Below are 26,652 nucleotides of genomic sequence, written 5' to 3'. Positions count from 1 at the left end.
GGGGTACGTGATGAGGGGTATTGGAAATGCGTTTTTAATGAGTGTTATTAGAAATATATATTTAAAACAGATAGTAACTTAGTTGAATCTAATTCAACAGTACAATGGGGCAAAGGAAAAACTGTATGTTGTTCTATGCTGTAATACTTCTTGATACGTCTCTTGTTGAGTTTAGATTTTCTTATAATGCAGAGTAATAAGACTATTTTTGTGGAGTGCTCTTGGTAAAACATCAGTAACCAGAGGAGTTTTTGATGTTCTATGCAGTGGGATACGGCTTGTGTTTGGAGCTGAGAGTGTTGATGTCATTTTTTTTAGTTTGTTTTTGAATATGAATAAGCCGGTATTATTTTATGCAAAAAAAATGAATTAACGTAAAATTTAGAGAAAAACTTGCATTTTTCATTAGCGTTTTTAGAAAAATCCGGTGATTCATAATTGGTTTGGTATGTTACCGCTGCATTTTTCGAAGGCGGTTTGCAGTGGGAGGCAAGGTTGCTGACCAGCTATAATTTCTTGCTTACGTCAGGAACAGTAAGCTCGACTAATGAGAAATGGTATGGCGGGTTCGAAAAAAGTGGCAGTTATCGGGGCAGGGCCATCCGGTATTGCCTGCGCGCGATATTTATTGCTTCATGGAGCAGAAGTGACGGTCTTTGAGCGGCATGTTGATATTGGTGGCCAATGGGATTGTTCCTCTCCCTACAGTGCCGTCTGGCCTTCTATGCATTCCAATACATGCTCCCTAACAACGCGGTTCAGCGATATGGAATATCCCGCTGATGTTTCCATGTTTCCAGAAAACACATCTATTTTTTCCTACTTGAAGCAATACGCTCAGCAGTTAGGTGTACTTGACGTCACTGAGTTGGGGACAGAAGTACTCCAAGTGGAACCTGCCTCAGCAGACGAACATGGAAGAGGGAATTGGCTGCTTACGTGGAGGAGCCGTCATGACCGTGAAGAAAGCAGCTATTTTGATGCGGTTGTTGTGGCAACCGGACGTTGCTCAATTCCTGCAATGCCCGACATCTCAGGATTAGCATCTTTTTCGGGCACGGGCGGTGTAATCCATTCCAGCAGATATTCAGGAAAAGAAGACTATGAAGGGAAACGTGTTGTTGTCGTGGGGGGAAGCACCAGTGGATGCGAAGTTGCTTCAGATATAGCCAAGCTTGAAACAACTGTGGTTTCTTCCGTGCGTAATTCCCGCTACGTTTTTCAAAAAATTATGTGCGGAAGACCTGCGGAATACATAAATCTTACACGATACGGTGCATTGCATAGCGAATTGAATTCTCTTGAACAGGATTTGGATGAGTTCAAAACGTTCATTACCTCCCGTTGCGGCAGCCCTGAACAGTATGGCGGTATAAAGCCGTCAGAGAATATCGCTGATGCCGGTGCAACTATGAGTCAGGAATATTTATTGTTCATTGCTGAGGACAGGATCAGGCAAAAGCCACGCATTAAGCATGTTGCAGGGCAGACAATCTATTTTGTTGATGGAACATCCGAGGAAAATGTCGATGCTCTGGTATTCTGCACTGGATTTGATTTGGATGTGCCTTTTCTCAGTGAATCGATCCGCGAAGTTCTGCAACCGCAAAAACACCATATTCCTCTTGCGTGGTTCACGCTTCATCCTCAATTGCCGGAACTGTATTTTACGGGATTCGGGTTGCCTAATGGTTCCATGTTCCTTGTGGCAGAACAGCAAGCACGGTTTATAGCTTATCAGTGCTGTGGTGTAGTGCCGCCTGTGTCTGAAGCTGCCGTTGAGCGTGCTTTGAAAGAATATATGGTAACTCCAAAGCTGCATGGTATGCTCCAGATAAACCGCTTAACAATACAGCATGCCCGGTTATGTGGATTCGAAGCTGATATTAGCGCATATCCTGAGCTTGCCAGATATTTACTTTTCGGCCCGTTAACTCCGGCTTCATTTCGTCTGACCGGCATTGATGCATTACCTGATGCGCCTGCGAGGATAGTCCGTGAAGCAGGTACGTTTGAGCAAATGACAAGCCCTGTATTGACCAGTACAGAGCGTGAATTGCTGAAGGAACTGGCTGCACGGAAGAACAGTACAGCGTTTACAGCCCTTGTACACAATATATTGCGTGTGCAAAAAACAGTACGGGGGCGCGATGTCTGGGCGTAAAAGAGTAGCTGTAATCGGTGCTGGAGCATCCGGTCTTGTCACTGCACGCTATCTGAAAAAACATGGGGCTGAGGTTGTTGTTTTTGAGCGATACTCTGGTGTAGGCGGGCAATGGGATTCTGCTTCACCCTACAGCGGGGTCTGGCCTTCCATGCGTACTAATACGTGTTCTGTAACCACAAAGTTCAGTGATCTTGAGCACCCGCAGGATATTCCATTGTATCCGCGTAATCAGTCTATTCTTTCCTATCTCCAAAAATATGCTGCAACCTATTGTCTCCTTGAAAATATACGATTTAATACGCGTGTCACCTTGTTGGAATATGCAGAAGACCGTTGGCGAATAACAGCGCTCCATAAAGAGCAAACAGTAATTTGTGAGGAGTTTGATGCTGTGGTGGTTGCCTCAGGAAGGTTTACCAGACCGTATATACCTGATGTGGATGGCCTCTATGCGTTTACGGGAAAGGGTGGTGTTTCACATTCGTATCGGTATAAAATTCCACGGCAATTTCGTGGCATGCGCGTGCTGGTAGCAGGAGGAAGTATCAGCGCTTATGAGATATCCACGTCACTGGCAATGGAAGGGGCTGAACAGATTATTACAGCAAGCAGACGTGCAAAATATCTTGCAGGACGTTTGTATCAGGGACGCTCTCTCGAATATTTCAAGCATACACGGTATGAACGCTTGCTGAGTGAGACGTTGTCGAAAAAAGAGAATGTTGAGCGTACTAAAACATTGTTGCTTGAAACAATGGGGAGACCGGAACGGTATAATTCGATCAAGCCTGACCCTGATCCGGTTGTTGCAGGTACTTCCACCAGCGAAACATTTCTTTCACTGGTTGCTGAGGGATATATTTTTCCAAAGCCATGGATTTCACGTATTGACGGTAGAACTGTCTATTTTAGTGATGGAAGCTGTGTACACGATGTGGATGCGCTGATTTTTTGCACTGGGTATGATCTTGAGCTTCCGTTTTTGAGTGAGCCATTGCAGCAGATTATTCAGCCAACCCGTAAGCATATTCCTTTGGCGTGGCATACCTTCCATCCAGATATTTCTACGTTAGCATTTATCGGGTTCTGGTTTCATTCCGGTTCTGTCTTTGTTTCCACAGAGCAGCAGGCACGAATGATTGCATATGAATTGTGCGGAGTGAATAAGCCAACAACTCGTGCAGCGCGTCTTGCAGATTTTACAAAATATATGGCAGCGCCACAGCAACACGCTAAGGTTAATTTGTTTACCTTTTCGTATCTGCTTTCCGAACTTGGGGGATTTGCTCCGGATATGTATGCGCACCCTGAGCTTGCACGTTATCTTCTTTTCGGGCCCATAACACCAGTGACGTACAGGCTGAGTGGCGTAGATGCGCTGACGGATGCACCACAACGGATTATAGAAGAAGCAGCGAAATTTTCTGTGATGACAAGTGGACAGTTTACTGAAGAGGAAAAGCAGAAGTTGGAGCAGCTGGCGGTAAGAAAAAACGATGGCACATTTTCTGCCTTTGTCCGCAAGGTGATACGGAATAATAACTGATGTTGCTGGAGGGCAGATATTCATAACATGCTAATTTATCAAAAGGCATGTGCCGCAGAGTGCCATTTTTGAAATATAAAAAATCTTGCAAGTGTGTACTCGTTACTATAGTTCTTGCGAAAGCAGGCAGGCTGTAACTTTTGCACATTTTTAATTCGGATTACGCGTCCATCCTGTTTTTTAGGACAATCCGTACAGACTGGCTGTTCAACAGGAGCGTTTTACAATGCTGTTATCAGGTTCGCGCCAGCGAACGGACTACATCAAGTACGGGATAAAAACCGCACTTGCCGCACTTCTTTCCTATTTTTTTGCCTCCCTCACCGCTCCGGACTTAGGGTTCTGGGCAGTCATCAGCGCTGTGATTGTTATGCAGCGAAATGTTGCTGCGTCTATTCAGATGTGCATGTACCGTCTTGTGGGTACGGCTATCGGCGCTGTAATGGGTATGACAGCACTATTTCTTATCCCTGAAACCGAGCACTGGCGTTTGGCCGGATTTCTTGTGACAGTGGCACTGTGCGGGTATTTGAAGCGCTATACCAACCGTTTTTCAATGGCAGCGATAACCGTGACCATTGTTATGCTCGCCCCCCAAGCTTCCGGTGATTACATTCATTATGCGCTGTACCGCGTTTTAGAGATCGGCATAGGCGTGTGCTCTACCTTTATTGTTGCGCTGCTGATCTGGCCGCACCATGCGAGTGCGGAACTGAAAGAGCGCTTGCAGGAGCAGTTTACGCGCTGTGCTGATAAGTACGATATTATCGTGAACTCGTTCATGGCGCTTAAGTGTGATCCCTGCAAAGAGCTGCTAATCGATCTGGAAGACGAGATTCACTATAATCGTGAATTATTCCGTGGCTATCTTCGTCATGAACGTTTGTTTGTTGATGATGATTCCGCGATGCTTGATATTAAGATTGAGACGCTGGTGCAGAGTATAGAGCACCTTCATGCCATGCTGCATGTGGTGCATGAACTGCATGACAGTAATTATTGTATTGTGATGGAAACAGAGATTCGTAAGCTTGTGAAGGAATCGCAGGGAGTCATGCGGGCAATCGGGCGAAATGTGATACCTGATACCCGTAAGCTTGAGCAGGCGCTGTACAGCGCTGACAGGCGTCTTGATTCGTTGAGGGCTGACGGTTTTCAACGAGTTTCCATGCGGGATATGATGCAGATTGTCAGTTTTTACCACAGCGCTCAGCAGTTGGGTGAAGATTTGCTTCTTTCTGTTACGCGCCAAAATAAATACAAACGAGTGTAATACCTTTTACGTATCGAGAATGTCACTACCTATGGGTGAAGTAGTGTTTTGATTTCCCTTAGTTATGAAGTCTCTGTAAAAAGAGTAAGAACTCTGGGCATTGCTGCAAACTGAAGGTATGGTGTGGTGTCTTGTTAATATGGACACCCTTTCAAAGGATGCACATCAGGGCAGTGAGGAACTATGGAACACCGCGCAAGTAAAATGCTGGGTAAGCTGTTGTATGAAAAAGGTGGCGACAGACATATGCCGCTTGTGCCGTTGTGGCAGAACTGGGATATGGTGATGGGAGAGGAGCTGGCTGAGCTTGGTCGTCCTTTGGGTCATAAAGACCGTACCATCATCATCGGTGCTGACGATAACATGGCGCAATATGAGCTTTCTGCACAGACGTATGAAGTACTGGAGCGTGTTAACGCGTTTTTAGGCAAAGATATGTTTGATACCGTGCAGGTCGAATTGATGCAGGGACGCGAGTCTCTGGATAATATGACTATGCCTGTATTTAAGCAGGCGCGTCCGAAAATTCCACCACGCCCTAAGGATTTGGGGAATCTGGAGCATATTCTTGATCCTGATTCGCCGGTAACCAAGTGCTATAAGAAGTATGTAGCAATGTATGACGGAAAGAAAGAGGATTCAGAAGACAAGTAATTTGTCTCGTAAAAAGAAGAACCTTGCTCATACTCTGACTTCGGCAATGAGTACCCATTACGGTATCCCTTAAAAGGGTCAAGGGGGATTCCCCCCTGCGGATGCAAGGCAGAGCCTGCCCGCCGGAGGCAAAAAATAAAAGCGTCGTAGATCCGCCGGAGCAGCCTACTGACCCATTTACTTATTCTGCGATAGAAATGGATCTGCCAGTCTTGAACTCGCGGGCAGCTCGAACAAAGTTCACTGCCCAGTGCGGTTCGCCTAATGCAAAGAGGTGGGTGTAGGATGCAAACACGTTTTTGTAGATGAGACCGTCAAGTCGCTCACCCATTCCAAATCCCTTTGACATACGGAAGCCGAAGGTAGGCTGTTCGTCTTCTACTATGCACTTTGAGTAGTGGAACTCGTGCCCTCTGACTATGGAGCCAACAGGGTGATACGGGTTGGGTTCTATGACTTCTGCATCAATATAGCCTAGTCCTTGAGGACGCTTACAAAGTTCTGTCTTTACAGGAAGCACGCCTGACATTGGTGAGGTTGCTCCTTCTTGAACAAGAGCTTTGCACAGGTACATGAAGCCACCGCATTCAGCGTAGATAGGCATATTTTTTTCTGCGAGCGCATGAACATGTTCGCAGATTTTTTTGTTTGCAGTTATGGATTCGTGCAGAGTTTCTGGAAAGCCGCCACCAAGATAGAGCGCATCAATCTCAGGCCAGTCTGCATCTGAAGTCACTGAAAGGCGAATGAGCTGCGCGCCTGCGTGTTGCAGGGCTTGCAGGTTTTCGTCGTAGTAGAACCAGAGTGCATCATCATGAACGTAGCCGATACGCGGAGCTGCGGTTGCTGTTGCTTGCACTTCAGGACATTGTGGCATGGTGGTTGCGCATTGAGACTCGATGTGCGGCGCTGCATTTGCCCCTGTCACAATCTTTTCTGTCATGTCCCACACGTCTGGCTGTTCTGGAAGGTTTGAAGCGGCTGTGGCGATTTGCCACATGGCTTCTACATCAAGATGTTCTTCGATGATGTCTGCGACCTGTTCAAGGGCGGTATTTGTCCCTTCATACTCAGCGTTGGAGATAAGTCCCATATGTCGTTCAGGGATCGGGTTCTGCTTGATCTTTGGCAGACAGCCAAGGACAGGAACATCTGTGTAGTGCTCAATCGTTTCACGCAGGATTGAGCGGTGGCGATCTGTTGCAGTGCGGTTGAGAACAACGCCTGCGATGTGTACCCCTTCTTCAAAGTTCAGCATGCCTGTAAGGATTGCAGCGGCTGTACGGGTCATTTTGGTACAGTCCATAGCGAGGATAACCGGTGCGTTGAGGATGCGTGCAAGCTCTGCTGTTGAACAGGTGCCTGTTACATCTTTTCCGTCAAACAGACCGCGGTTCCCTTCGATTAATGCGCCTTCATATCCTTTTGTTGCTGTGGCAAACAGGGAAAGGAGCGTTGCATTATCCAGAAGATACGGGTCCAGGTTTGTGCAAGGGTGCTGAGCAGCAAGTGCCAGCCATTTGGCATCAATATAGTCAGGCCCTTTTTTGCAGGGCTTGATGATTCTGCCTTTGCGGCTCCACGCACGGGTAGTGCCGAGACTGGTGATAGTCTTTCCTGTTCCGCCGTTGAGGCCGGCAATGATGAGTCGTGGAAAGTTCATAATCTGTCTTGCTGCTTATTAAATTCTATAGGGGAAAAAAGAAAGGGCGTATGAACAACAGTCCATACGCCTTACGCTCTTTGAGAGCAAAAAGCCTACTCTTCGTGCTCAGCAGCAGCCTGTTTACCAGCGCCTTTGAGACCGTACATAGTAGTGGAACCGGAAGACCAGTATTCCATTACTTCTTCTTTTACGAGAGCAGAAAGAATTTTCTTCACTTCACGTGGCTTCATGTCAGGGAAAAGAGGGAGAAAGTCATTGAAGTAGAATTTAGATTTAGACTTAGATTTAGACTCAATAAATTCTACAATAATGTTTTTTGCTTCTTCCATGGGGAACCCCTAGTGGTGGTTAAAGCGTTAAACCGGGTGGAGGAGTCCTCCACCCGGCATTAATACAGAATAAACCGTGCTTAGAACTTGAACTGGGTAGTCTGACGCCAGGTGTAGTAAGCGTGGTCGCGGAAGTCGTCGATGAGGTGGTGGGAGAATTCGAAGCCGGTAAGCTCGAAGAATTTTTCCCAACCGATACGCTCAATCCAGTCACCGATACGCTCGTATTTGTTAGCGTGTTCAGCGTAAAGGTCAACGATCTTCTTGATGTCTTTAGTAAGAGTAGGCCAACGAGGAGTCTCGTTAGGAATGTATGCTACTACTACTTTAGAGAACTTAGGCTCGGAGATACGGTTAGAAACCTTACCACCAACCATGATTACAACGCCGTCGCCTTCGCCATCGGAGATAGGAAGAGCTGGACACATGGTGTAGCAGTTACCGCAGTACATGCAGCGCTCGTTCTTAATAGCGATGGTGTTAACTTTCTTACCGTCGAGTTCAACCTTGGTAGGACGAACAGCAGCGGTAGGACAAGAAGCAACTGCAAGAGGGATCTCACAAAGCTGGTCAGTCCACTCGTGGTCGATCATAGGTGGTTTACGGTGAATACCTACGATACCGATGTCGGAGCAGTGTACAGCACCACACATGTTGAGACAACATGCGAGAGCAATACGAACTGGTGCAGGAAGACGGTGATCCTGGAAGTCAGAGAAAACTGTATCCATAACAGCTTTAACTGGACCGGATGCGTCAGTTGCAGGGGTGTGGCAGTGGATCCAACCCTGAGTGTGAACGATGTTGGAAATACCAGCACCAGTACCACCTACAGGGAACTTGTTAGAACCACCGTCGAATTTACGAGAAGCAAGATCTTCTTTGAGAGCAGCGAGTTTGTCTTCGCTGTCAGTCATAAATTCAACGTTGTTACGAGTAGTGAAACGGAGGTAGCCGTCACAATGTTTGTCAGCAATTTCGCAGATTTCGCGAATGTGAGTAACAGACATAAGACGTGCAGCACCTACGCGAACGGTAAATACTTTATCACCGGATTCACCAACGTGAACCAGTACACCAGGCTCGAGGATTTCGTGGTATGCCCACTTACCTTTGTTAGCCTTGATTACTGGAGGAAGGAATTCGGTAAATTCACGAGGACCGATATCTGTGATACGGCCTTCCATTGGTTTAGCTGGATTGTAACCAGAAGAGATGAATGCCATGTTATTGTACTCCTCTTCTTAGCGCTGGTGGCGCTTACGGTATTCGTTGATGTCACGGTCCCAACCACCAGGTACTTCTTCTTCTTTGAAGAAGATGTATGGGTTGTGACGAGGTTCCTGTACGTTGCGAGCAGTTGGTTCCTGACCAACAACTTCGAGGAGCTTCTGGAGGGAAAGACGACGCATGGTCTCACCGAGACGCTCGCGGTTCTTACCTTCTTCCATCCACCAATCCCAAATGTTTTCTACAACTTCTTTGATTTCATCAAAGTCGTCTTTTGCTTCAACAAAAGGAACTACGAGGGAAGACATCTGAGCACCGTCGAGGATAGGAGCTTTCGCACCACAGAGGATGGAAGCGCCACGTTCGTCACCGATACGCAGAGCACGAGGCATGGTGTTGATGCAGTGCATACAACGAACACATTCAGAACGATCGATAGCGAGTTTGCCACCTTCCCACTTCATAGCAGCGGAAGGACAACGGTTAATAACTTCAGCTTCGATGTCGAATGCACCCCAATCTTTACCGGAGTGTGCGCCTGCGTTTGGCTTGAATTCGCCAGCAACGTAAGCAGCTACAGCTTCCTGATCGATTTTGATGCTATCTTTCCAAGTACCAACAACTGAGAAGTCGGAGCGAGCCATAGCAGCTACACAACCGTTAGGACAGCCGTCGAACTTGAATTTAAACTTGTATGGGAACGCTGGACGGTGAAGTTCGTCCTGGTATTCCATGGTCAGGTTGTAAGAACAAGCCTGAGTGTCGTAACATGCGTACTGACAACGGGACTCACCGAGACACGCTGCTGGAGTACGGAGGTTAGAACCGGAACCACCGAGGTCGTTGTTGAGATCGTGAGTTACTTCCCAGAAGATTTCCTCGAGCTGAGGAGTAGTGGTACCGAGAAGTACGATGTCACCTGTTGCACCGTGCATGTTGGTAAGACCAGAGCCACGGAGGTCCCAGATGTCACAGAGCTGACGGAGGAAATCAGTGGTGTAGTATTTACCAGCAGGCTGGTTCAAACGTACGGTGTGGAAATGAGCAACGCCAGGGAACTGCTCTGGCTGGTCACAGTAACGACCAATAACGCCGCCACCGTAACCGAATACGCCTACGATACCGCCGTGTTTCCAGTGAGTTTCACCGTCGTTGTAAGAAAGTTCCAGAACACCGAGGAGATCGTCAGGACAATCTACAGGGATCTGGTAATCAAGACCTTTAGGGTTAGCAGCACGGTTTGCTGCCTCCTGCTTAATGTCGGATACAAAGCTTGGCCATGGGCCGCTTTCGAGCTGATCCAACATAGGAGTTGCGTGTTTCGCCATTACCTTACCTCCACAAAAAGTTGGTATGTGTTTTTACACCAGACACTTTCCATCCCACCGCAGGCGATCTGAGGAGCGGTCGAGATGGACGCACCTTATAAGGAGTAAATCTGGTCTAAGATTTTGTTCCTGAAAAAGGGCGTGATTTTTTGGACAAAGTTATCTCTTGCTAGAAAGATCGCCTCGGTTTGTCAAGGAGATTTCATAAGTTTGTGTATAGCATTCTCTATTTCTAAGTTGCAGAAAAACAACGCAAACCGCCCGTTATACGCTGACAATTTAAGTTTGCAGCGGGGTGCTAACATAACGAACTTTCATAAAAAGAAAGTGCATATTTTTATAAGTTCTTTTTTTCACAAAGCGCCGTTTGTATGAAAAAAGTAAAAAACACAAAGTGTAATAAGATGTAAAATATCCTGCTGTGCAAACGAGCTGTCGTTAACTTACAAAAATCGGCTGTCAGCAGGCTTGACCTGAATGCGTAAATAAGGTCAAAGCCACTCAAGAACTATGTGAGGTTTGCAATGAAAGATCAGCTTGGACACTACTACTATCCGGCACCGAATGATAAAAAAACCCGTGTGTATGTTCGTCGCAACGCAGATGATGTTGAGTTTCGTCTCTGGCGTGCAGATAACGAACAGGTATGGGATCAGCACGGCTGGGTGCCGTACGAAGCCATTAAACAGGCGGCAGAAATGTACAAAGAGATGGGGCGCGATGCTGACCCTATGCTTTTCTACGATATTTCTGTTGCAAAAGTGTTACTTAACGAAAATTAGCAGCCTTGGGCTGCATGTATACATGTGCTTTGTATGCAACTAGCGGCAGTGCTGAATTCAGCATTGCCGTTATTTTTTTAACTACCTGTGTAGAGCAGTGCGTATATATAATGTTAGTCTCATGGGTTGCAGTAAGAATAATGGAAAATGGTTTTCATGCGTATGTTGATCAAAAAACATCTTGCGCGGAAAATCGTTCAGTTGAATAATCAACGAACTCTGGCAGTTGAACCTGTTTTTAGCTGCGGAAAGTAGACTGAGGAATTTGTTGAGTTGTCAATTTTGCCTTTTTTGTAAAATTGTGTACTGTGACCGATGCAACAATAGATGAGGTGATCATGTCCCGCCGATGGATAGAAGCCAATAGAGAAGAGTTTGCGCGCGATATTATGCGTGATTTTTGTATGGTATCGAGCATTCTTGAAGAGCAATTTGCACGGTTTGCAGATTCTGGAGCGGTTTCGTTTACACAAGTGCGTGACCTGCTGGGCAGCTCTATGAACAAAGGGTTGCTCTGGCGTTTGAAGGATACCGCTCATCATCTGCTCAGAACAGATGCACAGGCGCCTGTGGTTGCCAAAGCGCTGGACTGGGCGATCAGCTATGTTTTTCATGAATGTATCAAGTTAAAAGAGGATGCGTATCAACAGCAGCATTACGCCCCGTTGTTTCTGGCAATGGAGCAGCCTGCAGCTGAAGATGGCATTCAGGATATCGTGGAGCCTTTTTCGCAGCTGCTCGGGGAGACCCGTGAGAGTATGTCCCGCGAAATTGCGCGTATTTCGTTTTTACTTGCACGCTGCAAGACTCTCTTTTGTATCTATGGTGCGCACCACAGGCAGAACCGTCTGCTTGCCCGCTTGTTTTATTCAAGAAACACGCTTGTGCGTAACGTATTCGGCAAGGACTATGACACGTTAATCTCTTCTATCTACGGAACGGTGCCGGAAGAAATGTATATTCTGGCCGCAGAAGGGCTTTCGGAAGGAGGACGCCTGGATGAGGCGTTGGAGGCAGCTACAGAAGCAGCGCAGCTTAACTCTGCGTGTACCAGAGCTGCCGCAATGCGCCAACATATTGAAGAATTGTTAATGGACTCGTCTCCAAGGAGGGTAAAGAACTGTGACCTTGTTTCATCTAAATCGCGCGACGTCGAAACTTAAACTTGAGAACCTTGAACAAGGTGAGTATTTCCGCGATCTGTATCCCTATAAGCAGATCAGCCGTATCGCGTTTGATGATGTTTTGGTGGCGCCGCGTCCAGCGGAGCCAATGTTCATCACCGATACGACATTTCGGGATGGTCAGCAGGCAAGACCTCCGTACACGGTAAAACAGATTGAAACTATCTTTGACATGCTGCACAGACTCGGTGGCAGAAGCGGGCTTGTCCGTGCTTCCGAGTTCTTTATGTACTCAGATAAAGATAAACGTGCCATTGATGCCTGCCGGTCAAGGGGCTACAAATATCCTGAAATTACAGGATGGATACGTGCCCATAAAGATGACCTGAAAATAGCCAAGAGCATGGAGTTCAGAGAGGTCGGTATGCTGACCTCGGTCTCTGACTACCATATTTATCTTAAACTTGGCCTTGATCGTGAAAAGGCAATGCGCAACTACCTTGAGGTGGTTGAGCAGGCTCTTGCATGGGGAATTTCACCCCGCTGTCATTTTGAGGACATTACCCGCGCAGATATCTATGGATTCTGCCTGCCGTTTGCAGAAAAGCTGATGGAACTTTCCCGTCAGAGCGGGTTGCCGGTTAAAATCCGTATGTGTGACACCATGGGATATGGTGTGCCGTATCCGGGAGCAACGCTTCCGCGTTCTGTTCCACGTATTGTGCGTGCATTTACGGATGAGGTAGGTGTGCCGAGTGAATGGCTTGAATGGCACGGACATAACGATTTTCATAAAACACTGGTTAATGCAGTAACAGCATGGCTGCATGGCTGTGCCGGAGCAAACGGGACATTACTCGGCTTTGGTGAACGAACCGGTAACTCGCCGATTGAGGCGCTTATTATTGAATACATTTCACTTACCGGTGATGATGAAGCAGCCGATACTCGCGTAATCAGTGAGATCAGTGAATATTTTGAAAAAGAGCTGGAATATAAAGTTGCGGACAACTATCCGTTTGTCGGACGTGACTTTAACGCAACCAGTGCGGGTATTCATGTGGACGGACTCGCAAAGAACGAGGAAATCTACAACGTCTTTGATACCTCCCGCCTGCTTAATCGTCCTGTACCTATCATTATCACAGATAAGTCAGGCAGGGCTGGGGTTGCGTACTGGATTAACCAGACACTGAAGCTGACTGGCGACAGTGAGGTTTCCAAGCGTCATCCTGCAGTAGGCAAGGTGTACAAGCGCATCATGGAGGCATACGAGAACGGCCGTTCAACCTCTGTTTCTAACAAGGAAATGGAACGACTCGTTCGTAGATATATGCCGGAAATGTTCCGTACTGACTTTGACAACCTTAAAGAGGTTGCACACATTCTTGCTGCGCATCTCATTACAAAGCTGTCCGTTGACTGCAACGTGATTCTTGCAAAAGAAAACTACGGTTGTCTGACAAACTTTGTAAAAGAGTATCCGTTTATTCAGTACCTCTACCTTACCGATAATGAGGGTGGACTGATTGCTGCTGAAATTACAGATACCCGCTTTAAAGAGAAGTACGACGAGCTTGGAATCGGGTTTGATTTCTCATCCCGAGAATGGTTCCAGAAGCCGGTACAGACTGGCAAGCTGCATATTACCAATCTGTATACATCGCACTTTACAGGTCAGCTGATCCTGACGGTATCTGCTCCGGTTACAGACGGTGATGATAATATTACCGGCGTCATTGGCGCAGACATCATGCTCGAGCAGCTGCTCCAGCGTGAGTGCGAGCTTGAAGAAGAACGCAAACCAGATACTCTTTGTTAGATAACGTAAAGACTATTAAAGAACGCATGTTGCCTCTTGCAGCATGCGTTCTTTTAATATTATAGCCAACGGGTACCCTTTTTCTGATGTCTTATTTTTTAGGAGTATTCGTTGCGAATCGTAATTCTTTCGCTTTGTATTGCTTTGTCGTTTTCGCTTGCAGGTTGCGGGAAAAGTCATATTGGAACACCGCATGCCCCCTCTACACGATCAAAGTCTCAAAGCGCCGGTACGTATACTGTCTGGGGGAAAAAGTACCATAAACTCGCTTCGTCGAATGGCTTTGTACAGCATGGCAAAGCTTCCTGGTACGGTAAAAAATTTCACGGTAAAAAAACAGCCAATGGTGAACGGTATAATATGTACGGCATGACTGCTGCGCATAAAAATTTGCCGTTCGGTACAATGGTGCGTGTTACAAACAAGACCAATAAACGCTCTATTGTTGTCCGCGTAAATGACAGAGGCCCTTTTGTGAAAGGGCGCGTAATCGATTTGACATACACGGCTGCAAAAAAGCTTGGCATGCTCGGGCCGGGAACAGCACCTGTCAAGATTGTCGCCATCGGGGGACCCAATCACAGCGTTGTTGCATCTGCAAAAAAAAACACCAGTGGCACGTTCTATGTTCAGGTGGGGTCATTTGATGATAAGTTTAATGCCCAGACACTTCGCAAGCGTCTTGTTCAATCAGGGCGATCATGCCGTTTGCGTCAGGACTTGAACAGAGGCATATGGAAGGTTCAGGTGGGGCCGTATTTCACATACGGAGCTGCAGAACGCGCGCGGAATTCTCTTGATAATAAATATTCCGGTGCATTTATCTATGCCGGCAGATAGTAATAAAAAAAACCCGCGTAATGCGGGTTTTTTTTATTAGCTGCACAGGCGCTGCTGCGCCTGACAAACCGGGCTTAACCGTTAAGTTCAGCGCGGAATTTGCGGGACAGACGGAATACTACTACTTTGCGCGGAGGCAGAGTGATAGTTTCGTCGGTCTGCGGGTTGCGGCCTTTACGAGCTTTTTTGTCATAAGCTTCGAGTTTACCGAATCCGCTGATAAGAAGTGCGTGATCTTTTTTGATTGCACTTTTCATAATATCTAACAAGGATTCTACGAGGTTTTTAACCTCTGCACGGTTCCTGTCAGTTTTCTCGTAGATAGAATCTACAATATCAGCTTTTGTAAGGGTTTTCCCTTCCATATTATCCTCCCATTTTCGTGGGGTAACGGCTCTTATATGTGCTGCCGAATGCTGGTGGCTAAATGCTGTGCCTCTTCAATAGAGTCGTATGCTGCCTGTGGCCAATGCTTCAGCCCATCATTACTGAAGCGAGGAATCAGATGCCAGTGAGCATGAAAAACAAGCTGGCCGGCATCAGAGTGGTTGTTCATGAATATATTCAACCCTGTTGCCCCCGTAGTGGCAAGTATAGCTTTGCCTACAATCTTCTGTGCATGCATGATGGCAGGGGCAAGTTCAGCAGGAATATCAAAGATATTCGGAAAATGCTGTTTAGGAATAATTAGCGTATGACCTTTGCTTACCGGACCAATGTCGAGAAAAGCCAGTACGTTGTCGTCTGAGTAAATTTCCGCGCACGGAATCTCGCCTTTGATAATCTTGCAAAAAATACAATCTTGAGTACTCATAGTGCAGTAATGATTTTTTGTTACATTGTTCAGGTAATCGTCTGGATGATTTTATCTTTTCCAGACGTGTGTCGGGCTGTGTATATACTCAATTTATGTAAGCAATCAAGTTTTTTTACGTAATTTTATGTGTTTACAATATTGAACTGACGAAACCTTCTGTTTCAGGGGAAAACCGCAGTTTTGAGGTGTTTCCTGACGTCTGGCAGTGTGAAATATGTTGTTCAGAACAAAAGAATGTAAAATAAAATCAAAAAAGATTAATACATAAAGGTGGTTACGTCCTAAATGATTTTTTCTCACCCGGAACCTGCCGGTCGAAAAATCCGCATTTTACCTGTGTTCATGCCATTTGCAGGTTGTAAAACACGATGCGTGTATTGTGCTCAGACAGTCCAGACAGGAAGAGCTAAGGCGCAATTAGAGCATGTTTACAGTGCGTTACAAGCCACTCTTGAAGGTGCGGAGTCCGGAGCCGGATATGAGGTTGCATTCTACGGTGGAACCTTCACCGCTCTTCCGTTTGTGTGGCAAAAACGTTTTGTTGCTCTTGCTGCACAATTTACAGAATCTGGCGTAGTGAGCGGTGTGCGCTGTTCAACGCGTCCTGACGCGATTAATCAGGAGGAGTTGTCTGAACTGCGTGATGGAGGTCTGCGCACGGTAGAATTGGGCGTACAAACGTATAATAACAAAGTATTAGCGAATAGCAAGCGCGGTTATACTGAAGAGGTGATAGTAAGTGCTTGCAATACTGTCAAAAATGCTAATGTCACTCTCGGTATTCAGCTTCTTCCCGGGCTTCCCGGAATGAATGCAGAAATTTTTACGAATGATATTGCGAAAACTTGTGCGCTTTCTCCTGATGTTGTTCGCTTGTATCCATGCCTCGTTTTTAAGAATACTGTACTGGCGCATTGGTTTTCGCAGGGTAAATTTCAGCCGTGGACTCTTGAAGAAACAGTTACTGCGCTTGGAGAAGGGCTATTGTCGTTATGGCAGCATGGAATTCGTGTTATACGTATTGGTGTTGCTCAGGAGGATGGGCTTAACGAGAATCTGATTGCTGGCTCATTTCATCCGGCTATGGGTAATATGGTGCGCAGTGAAGCGTTGCGCCTGTTGCTTATGGAGAAAATACAGCAGCTCCAGAAACCATTTTCACGGCTGTTTCTTCCGCAGAAATATCAGGGTGAGCTTTGGGGCTACAAAGGAGTGCACAAACATTTTTGGGCAGAGCATGGAGTGCTTCCTGAAAAAGTTGTTCATTGGAAGCTGCCGATCTTTCAACTTGATTGATTTTGAGCTGTTGAACTGATCGCAACAGTTACCGTGTATTGTGGTTGAACATGATGCACGGTTTTTTTTTAGCATAAAAAAGCCGGAGAGCATGTGCTCTCCGGCTGGGACTGCATTGTGTGCGCCTGTTATGCGCCTGACCACGGATACATTAACTAGTAAGAGTACTGGAAGCCGATTGCAGCTTTCCAAACAGCTTCTTCACCGTCAACACCTTTGTAGTCAGGGTTGAGGTAACCGAGTTCTACGATAGCTGCGAGGTTTTCGTACATCTGCCAGTTAGTATCGAGGTTGAATTCCCAAGCACGGTCTTCGTCAGTTGGGAAAGTGTTAACAAGGCTTGAGCTTGAGTACTCAGAAGTACCCTGCATGTAAGCAACTTTGAAATCGTGAGTTACGTCTTCAATAAAGGAGAAGTCTGTGAATCCAAGTACTGCACCAAAGGTACCGATACCGGAAGTTGTGAATGCGTTGTCAGTGGTATCAAAGAAGCCACCGTCAGTACCGAGGTTGGTAAGAGCAAGACCGCCAGCAGAGATTTCAGGCATGAATTCGCCGTCGCCTGTTACGCTGTCGTCATCACCAGATGAGTACCAGAGGTCGAGAGTAGGAGTGAAGTATTCCATTTTGTAATCAGCGTGGAGGAGAGCGTAGAAGCCACTCTGGTCACGGCTGTTAGGGTTGCCAGCAGCGCCGACAGCCATATCGGAACCATCAGACCAGCCCCAAACGAAGTCGAATGCTAAGTTGAGGTTTTCCCAGTAATTGGACTTAGCAGAAAGACCGAGCCACCATGCATCACGGTCAGCAGTAGCGGTGATGATGCCGCCAGCACGGGAGTTTACGTCAGCGTTACGGCCGATTGCACCGTAAGCGATGTAAGGAACGAGAGTTACAGGCTCAAAGTTGAGACCCAAGATAACGGTGAATACGTCGTATTTAGTTTTGCTGGTTGGGCTACCGTTAGTGCTGTAGTTTTCAGTGTCAGCTGCACGTGCCCAAGCTGCTACGATGTTGTACTGATCTGTGAAAGAGTAGTTAGCTACGATAGCTGCTACGTCATCATCAAGAACAGGGTTGTTGTTAGCAAGGGAAGGAAGTGCGAGACCCTGGATACCCATACGTAACTGAAGCTCAGTGTCAGGTACCTGGAAGTCAAGGTAGAGACGTTTGGTTTCAACGTTAACGCCGTCAGCGCCAAGTGCACCACCGCTTCCGCGGCCTAAAGTGATTGGGTCACCCCAACGGATTGTACCAACTTCAAGGTAGTAAACACCCTTGAGTGATTCGTTGGCGATGATGTCGATTTTGGTACGCAGACGCTGGATAGCGTTGAAGTAGTCGCCGTTGTTAGCAGATTTTGGATCAGGGTTGTCCAGCCACTGGAATGCCATGTCGAGTGTACCGGCTGCCTTAAATTCGGTAGCTGAGCTTGTAGCAACAGCGCCAAGCACCATAGTACAAGCAAGCATCAGGATAATAATGCGTTTCATGTGTGTAAATCCTTCTTTTTTTACTGCAAAAGACTGTGGTCAGTAGTCTTTTTCGAGATTGTGGTCAGTAATCTCAATGCAGGTCTGCAGATGTTGTAGCGTAAAAAAAGGAATGCGCACAAGTTTTTTCTCATTATTTTAAGTAATTATAACACCTCTCTAATCTCTCGGGCGTGAGTTTTCGGGGCTTTTGGACGGTAAAAAAAATTAAACGAAGCTAGATTGAGTGCTTTGATTGAGCGCTTAAACCAAGTTGGTTGAAAGTGTTGTAATGTGCTGAATTTGCAATATATATAATGTTTATTGAAAGAATTGTTAAAAAAAGACTTGCGCGGTGTTTTGAAATTACGTAGAAGCTCTTTCTCTTGAGCGGAACTGCTTTCTGCAAACACAACAGTGGTTGGAAAAGTATTGACTACTCAGGTAGGATTCACTAAATAGTGTTTCTTCATATCGGGCGGTTAGCTCAGTTGGGAGAGCATCGGCCTTACAAGCCGAGGGTCACAAGTTCGAGCCTTGTACCGCCCACCATTATGCGGAGCCGTAGTTAAGTCGGTTATAACGCCGGCCTGTCACGCCGGAGGCCGCGAGTTCGAGTCTCGTCGGCTCCGCCATGCGAGCAAAGGGTGTAGTGAAAACTACACCCTTTTTTTGCGTCTGCCACCTAGACGCGCAGCCGCGTTTATTGGTCGCTTTGGGCTTTAGTTCCACCGAGCCTGTCACGAAGAGGTAGCGCTTACTATCATTTTTTGCGCTTTTTCTTTTTGAAATTCATGTTGTTATATTGTCCCTCTCCTTGAGGTTCGGGACATAATTTGCTGCCTGCTATCTTTCTTATCCTCTCTCTCAACACATGCTGTACTCACAGCGCGTTCTGATATTACGTTGCGTCACGTTGCTGTCAGTATGCGCTCGTATGCGTGGCTTGCCTCTTGGCTCGTTCCTTATTAATAAGGCTATACAAATTTTTATTCGGAGCGCCTGTGTATTTTCTTTCTATTATTTATGAAGACACCAAGCTTGTGGTTGTTAATAAACCCGGTGGTCTTTTGTCTGTGCCTGGAAAGGGAGAGGAGAATCAGGACTCTGTTGAGACTCGCATTAAGGAACGGTATCCGGCCTGTACTAAAATACCTACTGTGCATAGGCTGGATATGGATACTTCCGGCTTGTTGGTGCTGGCTTTGACAAAGCGTGCAAAGCGTGAGCTTTCGGAACAGTTTCAAAACAGAGAAGTGAGCAAGCGATATGTTGCCTTGATCGAAGGAGAGCTTGCGGATCAAGGTGGTTCTATTTCTTTACCGTTGCGTATGGATTTGGACAACAGGCCGTACAGTGTTGTTGATCCTGAACAGGGGAGACCGGCACATACGGAATGGCGGAATCTTGGAGTAGAAAACGGATGTACAAGGGTTGAGTTTGTTTTGCATACCGGCAGAACACACCAGCTTAGACTGCATGCCTTATATGGGCTTGGGTATCCGATTGTCGGTGACAGGTTGTATGGAAATGGTACTGAGCCGGGGCAGATGAAATTGCATGCAGCTTATCTGCGTTTTATGCACCCGAAGACAAAAGAAATTTTGGAATTCGAGAGTGAGCCGAGTTTTTAAATAAATAGAGGCTGTAATTATAGATAGTTGTGTTGTGTATGCTGTCTTGTGTTTAGTCTGTTTTTTAGAAGAAAGCGCTGTCTGATATTAGCGATTCAGCAGTGAAAATAAAAAAAAGTAAATTTTTGAAGCTTTCCTGTTGACACCTGAGCGGGTTTTCCCTAAAACGTGTCCTCGTTGAACGGGCGGTTAGCTCAGTTGGGAGAGCATCGGCCTTACAAGCCGAGGGTCACAAGTTCGAGCCTTGTACCGCCCACCATTCAATACCTGCGGAGCCGTAGTTAAGTCGGTTATAACGCCGGCCTGTCACGCCGGAGGCCGCGAGTTCGAGTCTCGTCGGCTCCGCCACTTGAAATCAAGAGGCGCAAGCTTCATACAATTGAATATATATTTTTCTCGTAAGAGAATGCGGAGCCGTAGTTAAGTCGGTTATAACGCCGGCCTGTCACGCCGGAGGCCGCGAGTTCGAGTCTCGTCGGCTCCGCCACTTTTTTAGTATCGCGGATATATCATCTTGTGGTGCGAATGTATTTTGGGCGGTTAGCTCAGTTGGGAGAGCATCGGCCTTACAAGCCGAGGGTCACAAGTTCGAGCCTTGTACCGCCCACCATTGTTAGGACTGGATTTTTTCCAGTCCTTTTTTTTGTGCATTACTTTCGGGAGTTGGTTTTTTGCTGTGGCACAAATATCTACCATGCCCGATTGTTGTGACGATTTTGCAGCGTTGACGTGATAATTGAACCTCGTAGTTTATAATGTGTTAGCGCGGCATATTTTAGTACATACTGAAGTTCTGAGAAAAAATGCATGAAAGCCTGATTTTCTGTTGACTTCAGGAGGTAGTGCATATAGAAACTGTTCCATCGGGCGGTTAGCTCAGTTGGGAGAGCATCGGCCTTACAAGCCGAGGGTCACAAGTTCGAGCCTTGTACCGCCCACCATTGTTAGGACTGGATTTTTTCCAGTCCTTTTTTTTGTGCATTACTTTCGGGAGTTGGTTTTTTGCTGTGGCACAAATATCTACCATGCCCGATTGTTGTGACGATTTTGCAGCGTTGACGTGATAATTGAACCTCGTAGTTTATAATGTGTTAGCGCGGCATATTTTAGTACATACTGAAGTTCTGAGAAAAAATGCATGAAAGCCTGATTTTCTGTTGACTTCAGGAGGTAGTGCATATAGAAACTGTTCCATCGGGCGGTTAGCTCAGTTGGGAGAGCATCGGCCTTACAAGCCGAGGGTCACAAGTTCGAGCCTTGTACCGCCCACCATTTGCGGAGCCGTAGTTAAGTCGGTTATAACGCCGGCCTGTCACGCCGGAGGCCGCGAGTTCGAGTCTCGTCGGCTCCGCCACGCAAATCTAGTCCTCATACGAAAGTATGAGGACTTTTTTTTTGCCTTCTGTGTAGCTTTCAAGTGCGCAACTCGTTTAAGTAAAAAAGTTTGCCATGCTCCTATTACTAACTGATTTGTATATGGGTATGTAGTAAGGCTCGAATCAATGTGCTGCAGTACAGGCTGTTTGTATCACTATGTATTGTGGACACATCTAAGTAGTAATTTTGAAGAATCTTACTTGATATGGGAATAGTTACTAATGTAGCAGTAGTGTGACGTTGCGGTATTGCCAGTATACACCGACTAAATACTATGTGTTATATTCGTATGGTAATGCTGCGTAAGCTGTGCTGAATACTGTGGGGTGAGATGCAGGAAGGCAATAAAATAAAAATTATATGCACTGCTGTGCTTTGTATAGCAATGAATCTTCTGACAATTGGTTTTGTTGAAGCATTAATTCGTTGGGATGCAGAGCATGAAGAAAGATTGTTGCGTGATACTTTGCTTAATACAGGCTCTATAATAGGGCAGGAAATACAGCGTAAGATATCGGACGGAAGAGTTCTGACAGAATCATTACATGCCCTTCTTAAAGCTACTGACTATAATACAGCTGACTTTCAAGAATGGGCAGAACTCTTAGTGCAAGAAAAGAACGGGTCATCAGTTGTTCAACTCGCAAAAAAAGGTATTGTTTCCAATATATATCCGCTTTCTGGGCATGAAAAGGCGTTAGGGCATAACTTGTTAGCTGATGCGCAGCGCAGCGCAGGCGCGGTTCGGGCGTTACGCAGCGGTAAAGTCACATTTGTAGGGCCGCTCAAGCTTATTCAAAATGGTGCGTATGCTGTGATTGCCCGAAAACCTGTTTTTCGTGTTGCCAACGGAATAAAAGAGTTTTGGGGATTTACTATTGCGATTCTTTCAGTTGATCAAATTTTGCCGGAAAGAATACGCAGGCTCGAAGAACAGGGGCTGTATATTGCGCTTGAGGGGGATAATCCGGACTCGAAAAACAGACCTGTATTGTTTGCTTCCAAAGGGCATAAAAGTGCAACTGCTGTGGATATGGATATTCAGGTTCCCAACGGGGTATGGAAGCTGCAGCTTGGATATGATCCAATAGAGAACAAATATTATGGCCTTGCTCGTATTTTCACGATTCTTTTTTCATTCATCATTTCAGCGTTCATCTTTATCCAGCAATGCATGGTAAGCGTGAAGCAGGAACAAATTACCTTTTTGAATGAAAGGCTTACTAAGCTTTCTTTGAAAGATGATCTGACGGATATTGGTAACCGCAGGGCCGGTATGCAGGCGCTTGAAGAGCATATTCAGCATGCAAAAATGCATAATGAGAAGCTGTCTGTTTTGATGTTTGATTTAGATCTGTTTAAGCAGGTCAATGACCAGTACGGGCATCCTGCAGGAGATAGTATCTTAAAGCATTCAGCATTTTGTTTGAACGCTGCTGTGCGACAGACAGACTTGGTTTTTAGGATCGGGGGAGATGAGTTTTTGATGCTGTTTCCTGGAACAGATGTCGCGGGCGCAATTTCCGGTGCCCGAAAGGTTCAGGCCTTTTTAGATAAAATGCCAGTTACCTATGACGGGGAAGAGCTTTCAGTCAGTTCGTCCATCGGGATAGCTGAATACCGTGAAGGCGAGACAATGGAGTCGCTTCTTAACCGTGTGGATATGAAGCTTTATGAGGCAAAAGAAAGTGGTCGTAATACCATTTGTTTTTAGCAAGTGAATGGTAAAAAGCCTTCAGCGTATAGAGCGAAGGCTTTTTTCTTGTCTTGCTTTTCGTCAGGTGTTCCTTGTTGCCCGGTCGTATAGCTAGTTATAGGCTTCATTCTGGTGTGTTATAGGTGCTCAGGGGGAGCTTTTTTCTTTTTTGATGTCCTGATAGGGTGAACTGGTTCTTGATTGAGAACTTGAATGGCGCATGCCTGTAATACTATTCTTCCCGAATGGGGAGAAATAAACAATACATTGGAAATGATATGGAAAACTTACCGAATTGCCCTCAGTGTGGCTCTGAATATGTGTATGATGATGGCAGCATGCTTATCTGTCCTGAATGTAGCCATGAGTTTACCGCTGAAGATGTAGCGGAACGGGTATACAAGGATGCTAATGGTAACGTGCTTGTTACCGGTGACACTGTTATTGTTATTCAGGACTTGAAGATAAAGGGCGGCTCTGGTGCTATTAAAAAAGGGACTAAGGTGAAGAACATTACCTTGGTTGAGCCTGAGGATGGAGTTCACGATATCTCCTGTAAGATTCCGGGATTTGGCTCCATGTTCCTTAAAACTTCTGTGGTGAAAAAAGCGTAGTTTTTTAATCACCTGCTGGATAGAAAGAGAAAAGCCTTCGCACATTGTGTGCGGAGGCTTTTTTATTATGGCACGGAAAGAACGTTCAAATTGATAAATTAGTGCGTATCAGTTGCGTTTTTGAGGTGAAATAATGAATAAAATTTTACTAAATAAATTAGATTGTTATTCGTTTTTTTGAGCCTGTGCTCATTTTTTGTATTGACTTTGAGGGGTAGATACATAAAGTGTAAACACTTACTAACCGAACAGGAGAATCTGTGGGTAGACGAAAAATCCCTCGCGTCATCAGGAAGATGCCACATGTGGTTTTTTATAAGCCGCAAGGAATACCTATGATGGACTTAACAACCGTTGAGTTATCTGTGGACGAATTGGAAGCACTGCAGCTGATAGATGCAGAGGGATTGCTACAAGAAGAAGCAGCCGCACAGATGGGGGTTTCCCGTCCTACTCTTGGGCGCATATTAGCAGGGGCACGTAAAACAGTGGCAACTGCACTTTCACAAGGATGCGCGATTCGAGTTGAAGGTGGAGACTATACATTCGAAGCAGACGTACAAGGCAAGCGGAAAGCCGGACAACCTTGTTGTTCAGGTGGTAAGCAGACAGAGAGGTAGATTCGGCGCACGAAGTGTGTGTGAATCGTAATGATGACCATTTTCTGATGCAACGACATCACCAAGGAGTCCAACATGGAATCAACTACATTAGCAATCAGTACCAACGGCCCAACATTGGATGATACTGTTAATCCTCGTTTCGGACGAGCGCCGGGGTTCTTGATTGTTGATTCTCAGAGCCTTGAATTTTCCTACCTTGATAACGGCCTTTCTCAGACAATGGCACAGGGTGCGGGTATTCAAGCTGCTCAGAATGTAGCCGGAAGTGGAGCCAAAGTCGTACTGACAGGGTATGTTGGTCCTAAGGCTTTTACTGCACTGGAAGCTGCGAATGTTCAGGTCGGACAGGATGTTGAAAACATGACTGTGCGTCAGGCAATAGAAGAATTTAATAAAGGCAATATCACAATTGCTTCCTCCCCTAATTCGCAAGGTAAGAGCGGAATGGGTGGTGGAACTGCTCAGGCCAGCCAGCCAGCTCCGACAGCTCAGGCGGAACAATCCTGTCAACAGGGACAAGGTGCTGGACGCGGACAAGGCGGTGCCGGTCGAGGACAGGGTGGTGCTGGTCGAGGCCAAGGGCAACGCGGAGGTCAGGGCAGCGGACGCTGTGGCGGACAAGGCGGCAGAAGAGGCGGAGGTCGCTTCTAGTGATTATTGCAGTAGCCAGCGGTAAAGGCGGCACCGGTAAAACAACAGTTACTGCTGCATTGGCAGCAAACTGGAATGCCCCTGTTGCTGCGGTTGATCTGGATGTTGAAGAGCCTAATCTTCATCTATTTTTACATCCTGCAATTACCGGAACAGAGAAAGGATATATCGAGATTCCTAAAGCAGACGAGGGGATGTGCACCTCTTGTGGAGCCTGTGCTGAGTTGTGCCAGTTTAAGGCAATTGCATTAATAGGGGATACCTTATTAACCTTTCCTGATATGTGTCATGGTTGTGGCGGTTGTATTGCTGTGTGTCCAACCGGCGCGTTAACAGTCGATTCTCGCGAGCTGGGCGAGCTGTGCCATGGCACTTCCGGTAATATTGCGTTCCATATGGGTAGACTCCGCATCGGTGAGGCGATGTGTCCTCCACTAATGAAGTTGGTTAAGCACGATGTCTTTTCAGCATATGAAGATGATTCTCGTGATATTATTCTAGATTCTCCTCCCGGTGCGAGTTGCCCAGCAGTCTGTGCTGTTTCAGATGCAGACTGTGTTGTGCTGGTTACGGAGCCTACCCCGTTTGGATTCTATGATTTCAAAATCGCATACGAAGCCTTTTCCGTATTCGAAAAACCTATGGGCGTTGTTGTTAACAAGGCTGGCATAGGGGACAGGCAGGTGTATGATTTCTGCGCAGAACACAATATTCCTATTTGGGCGGAAATTCCGTTTGAAAGGCATATTGCAGAAGCTTATTCCACCGGTGCGGTGATCACACAGGCAGTTCCAACATTACAGCCAGTGTTTGAAACGTTACGCCAGTCTATTCAGGAGTCCGTCCATGCATGAGATCCTCGTAATCAGCGGAAAGGGCGGAGCCGGCAAGACAACAGTTACCGGAGCATTTGCCCATCTTTCTGAAAATACAATTTTATGTGATCTGGATGTGGATGCACCGGATTTCCACCTGATAAGCCAGCCCGAACAATACCAGCATCATGAATTCTGGTCAGGGTATGAGGCAAAAATTCGTCAGGAAGACTGTACGCAGTGTGGTGAATGCTTTGAACGTTGCCGTTTTGATGCAATTACCCATGAAAATGGAACGTTTGCTGTTGACCCGATGAAATGTGAGGGCTGTAAGGTCTGTGTCGCATTATGTCCTGCTGAAGCTGTTGATTTTACCTTAAAAAACTGTGGTGAATGGTACAGGTCAGAGACACGTTTCGGGCACCTTGTCCATGCGCAGCTGTATCCCGGAGAAGAAAACTCCGGCAGACTGGTTGCGCTGCTTAAGGACGAAGCACGCAAAACAGCACGGGAACACGGGCACGATATTTTGTTGGCCGACGGCGCACCGGGAATTGGATGTCCTGTTATCAGCTCACTTTCCGGAACTGATCTGGCAGTGTTTGTAACGGAGCCTACTCCTTCAGGTCTGCATGATCTGGAACGCGTTGCGGCTTTGTGTGACCACTTCCGTGTTAAGGGATGCGTGGTCATCAATAAATATGATTTAAATACCGACATGACAGAAAAGATCGAATCCTTCTGTGCGCAGCAGGGCTATCCGGTTGCAGGACGAGTTCCGCATGCCGACGCCGTGACAGCGGCAATGGTGGAACGCAAGGCTGTTACAGAATTTGATTCGACTATGTACGCTGCCTTTGACGGTATATGGAAAAACGTACTTTCACAGCTGTAAT

General features: G+C 46.4%; 23 protein-coding genes and 9 tRNA genes. 25 read left to right on the top strand and 7 right to left on the bottom strand.

Annotated elements, in window-relative coordinates:
* Positions 1-559 precede the first annotated feature (559 nt).
* The 4 genes from SP90_RS07750 to SP90_RS07735 all read left to right on the top strand — a co-directional run bounded on the left by SP90_RS07750 (position 560) and on the right by SP90_RS07735 (position 5,640).
* Complete coding sequence (locus SP90_RS07750; RefSeq protein ID WP_066854263.1) at positions 560-2,164, top strand: flavin-containing monooxygenase; 1,605 nt, start codon at positions 560-562, stop codon at positions 2,162-2,164.
* Positions 2,151-3,713, top strand: a complete 1,563-nt coding sequence (locus SP90_RS07745) for a flavin-containing monooxygenase (protein ID WP_066854261.1) — start codon at positions 2,151-2,153, stop codon at positions 3,711-3,713. Before SP90_RS07750 ends, SP90_RS07745 begins: the two co-directional genes overlap by 14 nt.
* A 226-nt stretch (positions 3,714-3,939) precedes the next feature.
* Positions 3,940-4,986, top strand: coding sequence for an FUSC family protein (locus SP90_RS07740; protein WP_066854259.1), 1,047 nt, complete (start codon positions 3,940-3,942; stop codon positions 4,984-4,986).
* Positions 4,987-5,169: 183 nt separating this feature from the next.
* Positions 5,170-5,640, top strand: coding sequence for a DUF721 domain-containing protein (locus SP90_RS07735; RefSeq protein ID WP_066854257.1), 471 nt, complete (start codon positions 5,170-5,172; stop codon positions 5,638-5,640).
* Positions 5,641-5,821: 181 nt separating this feature from the next.
* Here the strand turns inward: SP90_RS07735 and SP90_RS07730 are convergent, their stop codons facing one another.
* The 4 genes from SP90_RS07730 to dsrA all read right to left on the bottom strand — a co-directional run bounded on the left by SP90_RS07730 (position 5,822) and on the right by dsrA (position 10,193).
* Complete coding sequence (locus SP90_RS07730) at positions 5,822-7,303, bottom strand: cobyrinate a,c-diamide synthase (RefSeq protein ID WP_066854256.1); 1,482 nt, start codon at positions 7,301-7,303, stop codon at positions 5,822-5,824.
* A gap of 95 nt (positions 7,304-7,398) precedes the next feature.
* The gene (locus SP90_RS07725) at positions 7,399-7,635 is read right to left on the bottom strand and encodes a dissimilatory sulfite reductase D family protein (protein WP_066854254.1); all 237 of its coding nucleotides are present in this window, start codon (positions 7,633-7,635) and stop codon (positions 7,399-7,401) included.
* Between the two features lie 80 nt (positions 7,636-7,715).
* Positions 7,716-8,861 carry a dissimilatory-type sulfite reductase subunit beta gene (gene dsrB, locus SP90_RS07720; protein ID WP_066854252.1) on the bottom strand — a complete coding sequence of 382 codons (1,146 nt, stop codon included), beginning with the start codon at positions 8,859-8,861 and terminating at the stop codon, positions 7,716-7,718.
* Between the two features lie 18 nt (positions 8,862-8,879).
* Entirely contained in the window at positions 8,880-10,193 is a 1,314-nt protein-coding gene (gene dsrA / locus SP90_RS07715; protein WP_066854251.1) for a dissimilatory-type sulfite reductase subunit alpha, read from the bottom strand.
* Positions 10,194-10,717: 524 nt separating this feature from the next.
* On the opposite strand from dsrA, the gene SP90_RS07710 reads away from it, so the two are divergent.
* From SP90_RS07710 to SP90_RS07690, 4 genes are all read left to right on the top strand, one after another.
* Positions 10,718-10,975, top strand: coding sequence for a hypothetical protein (locus SP90_RS07710; protein ID WP_066854249.1), 258 nt, complete (start codon positions 10,718-10,720; stop codon positions 10,973-10,975).
* A gap of 338 nt (positions 10,976-11,313) precedes the next feature.
* Complete coding sequence (locus SP90_RS07700; RefSeq protein ID WP_066854245.1) at positions 11,314-12,138, top strand: hypothetical protein; 825 nt, start codon at positions 11,314-11,316, stop codon at positions 12,136-12,138.
* Positions 12,098-13,921: a triose-phosphate isomerase gene (locus SP90_RS07695; RefSeq protein WP_066854240.1), complete on the top strand. Its 1,824-nt coding sequence runs from the start codon at positions 12,098-12,100 to the stop codon at positions 13,919-13,921. The genes SP90_RS07700 and SP90_RS07695 overlap by 41 nt, the downstream gene beginning before the upstream one ends.
* Positions 13,922-14,032: 111 nt before the next feature.
* Complete coding sequence (locus SP90_RS07690) at positions 14,033-14,761, top strand: septal ring lytic transglycosylase RlpA family protein (RefSeq protein WP_066854238.1); 729 nt, start codon at positions 14,033-14,035, stop codon at positions 14,759-14,761.
* 74 nt (positions 14,762-14,835) lie between these two features.
* Here SP90_RS07690 and SP90_RS07685 read toward each other — a convergent pair whose 3' ends face one another.
* Both SP90_RS07685 and SP90_RS07680 read right to left on the bottom strand, forming a co-directional pair.
* Complete coding sequence (locus SP90_RS07685) at positions 14,836-15,126, bottom strand: integration host factor subunit alpha (RefSeq protein WP_020000871.1); 291 nt, start codon at positions 15,124-15,126, stop codon at positions 14,836-14,838.
* A 32-nt stretch (positions 15,127-15,158) separates the two neighbouring features.
* On the bottom strand, positions 15,159-15,575 hold the full coding sequence (locus SP90_RS07680; protein ID WP_066854236.1) for an HIT family protein: 417 nt from the start codon (positions 15,573-15,575) through the stop codon (positions 15,159-15,161).
* A gap of 288 nt (positions 15,576-15,863) precedes the next feature.
* Here SP90_RS07680 and SP90_RS07675 point away from each other — a divergent pair, with 288 nt between their 5' ends.
* Positions 15,864-16,874 (top strand): elongator complex protein 3, encoded by a 1,011-nt coding sequence (locus tag SP90_RS07675; RefSeq protein WP_066854233.1) that lies wholly within the window; start codon positions 15,864-15,866, stop codon positions 16,872-16,874.
* Between the two features lie 155 nt (positions 16,875-17,029).
* Here the strand turns inward: SP90_RS07675 and SP90_RS07670 are convergent, their stop codons facing one another.
* On the bottom strand, positions 17,030-18,367 hold the full coding sequence (locus SP90_RS07670; protein WP_066854231.1) for an outer membrane homotrimeric porin: 1,338 nt from the start codon (positions 18,365-18,367) through the stop codon (positions 17,030-17,032).
* A 455-nt stretch (positions 18,368-18,822) separates the two neighbouring features.
* Here SP90_RS07670 and SP90_RS07665 point away from each other — a divergent pair.
* The 16 genes from SP90_RS07665 to SP90_RS07590 all read left to right on the top strand — a co-directional run bounded on the left by SP90_RS07665 (position 18,823) and on the right by SP90_RS07590 (position 26,651).
* Positions 18,823-18,898: transfer RNA gene (locus tag SP90_RS07665), tRNA-Val, on the top strand.
* 6 nt (positions 18,899-18,904) lie between these two features.
* Positions 18,905-18,981, top strand: a tRNA-Asp gene (locus tag SP90_RS07660).
* A 369-nt stretch (positions 18,982-19,350) separates the two neighbouring features.
* Entirely contained in the window at positions 19,351-19,980 is a 630-nt protein-coding gene (locus SP90_RS07655; protein ID WP_066854229.1) for an RluA family pseudouridine synthase, read from the top strand.
* 183 nt (positions 19,981-20,163) lie between these two features.
* Positions 20,164-20,239 (top strand) — tRNA-Val (locus SP90_RS07650).
* A 12-nt stretch (positions 20,240-20,251) separates the two neighbouring features.
* A tRNA-Asp gene (locus SP90_RS07645) sits at positions 20,252-20,328 on the top strand.
* Between the two features lie 62 nt (positions 20,329-20,390).
* Positions 20,391-20,467 (top strand) — tRNA-Asp (locus SP90_RS07640).
* Positions 20,468-20,514: 47 nt separating this feature from the next.
* Positions 20,515-20,590: transfer RNA gene (locus SP90_RS07635), tRNA-Val, on the top strand.
* Positions 20,591-20,845: 255 nt separating this feature from the next.
* Positions 20,846-20,921 (top strand) — tRNA-Val (locus tag SP90_RS07630).
* 255 nt (positions 20,922-21,176) lie between these two features.
* Positions 21,177-21,252, top strand: a tRNA-Val gene (locus SP90_RS07625).
* 5 nt (positions 21,253-21,257) lie between these two features.
* A tRNA-Asp gene (locus SP90_RS07620) sits at positions 21,258-21,334 on the top strand.
* A gap of 408 nt (positions 21,335-21,742) precedes the next feature.
* Positions 21,743-23,071 carry a sensor domain-containing diguanylate cyclase gene (locus tag SP90_RS07615; RefSeq protein ID WP_197498778.1) on the top strand — a complete coding sequence of 443 codons (1,329 nt, stop codon included), beginning with the start codon at positions 21,743-21,745 and terminating at the stop codon, positions 23,069-23,071.
* 260 nt (positions 23,072-23,331) lie between these two features.
* Positions 23,332-23,667: a zinc ribbon domain-containing protein YjdM gene (locus tag SP90_RS07610; RefSeq protein ID WP_066854225.1), complete on the top strand. Its 336-nt coding sequence runs from the start codon at positions 23,332-23,334 to the stop codon at positions 23,665-23,667.
* A 260-nt stretch (positions 23,668-23,927) separates the two neighbouring features.
* A complete protein-coding gene (locus SP90_RS07605; protein ID WP_066854223.1) occupies positions 23,928-24,287 on the top strand; it encodes a DUF134 domain-containing protein in 360 nt (119 codons plus the stop codon).
* Between the two features lie 75 nt (positions 24,288-24,362).
* Positions 24,363-24,941 (top strand): NifB/NifX family molybdenum-iron cluster-binding protein, encoded by a 579-nt coding sequence (locus SP90_RS07600; RefSeq protein ID WP_066854221.1) that lies wholly within the window; start codon positions 24,363-24,365, stop codon positions 24,939-24,941.
* Entirely contained in the window at positions 24,941-25,795 is an 855-nt protein-coding gene (locus SP90_RS07595) for a nucleotide-binding protein (RefSeq protein ID WP_066854219.1), read from the top strand. The genes SP90_RS07600 and SP90_RS07595 overlap by 1 nt, the downstream gene beginning before the upstream one ends.
* On the top strand, positions 25,788-26,651 hold the full coding sequence (locus tag SP90_RS07590) for an ATP-binding protein (RefSeq protein ID WP_066854217.1): 864 nt from the start codon (positions 25,788-25,790) through the stop codon (positions 26,649-26,651). Before SP90_RS07595 ends, SP90_RS07590 begins: the two co-directional genes overlap by 8 nt.
* Position 26,652 lies beyond the last annotated feature (1 nt).

It is taken from the genome of Halodesulfovibrio spirochaetisodalis (assembly GCF_001672295.1).
Classification (GTDB): Bacteria; Desulfobacterota; Desulfovibrionia; order Desulfovibrionales; family Desulfovibrionaceae; genus Halodesulfovibrio; species Halodesulfovibrio spirochaetisodalis.
The sequence above is the reverse complement of the archived record's forward strand: the minus strand, read 5'-3'. Positions and strand labels throughout refer to the sequence as shown.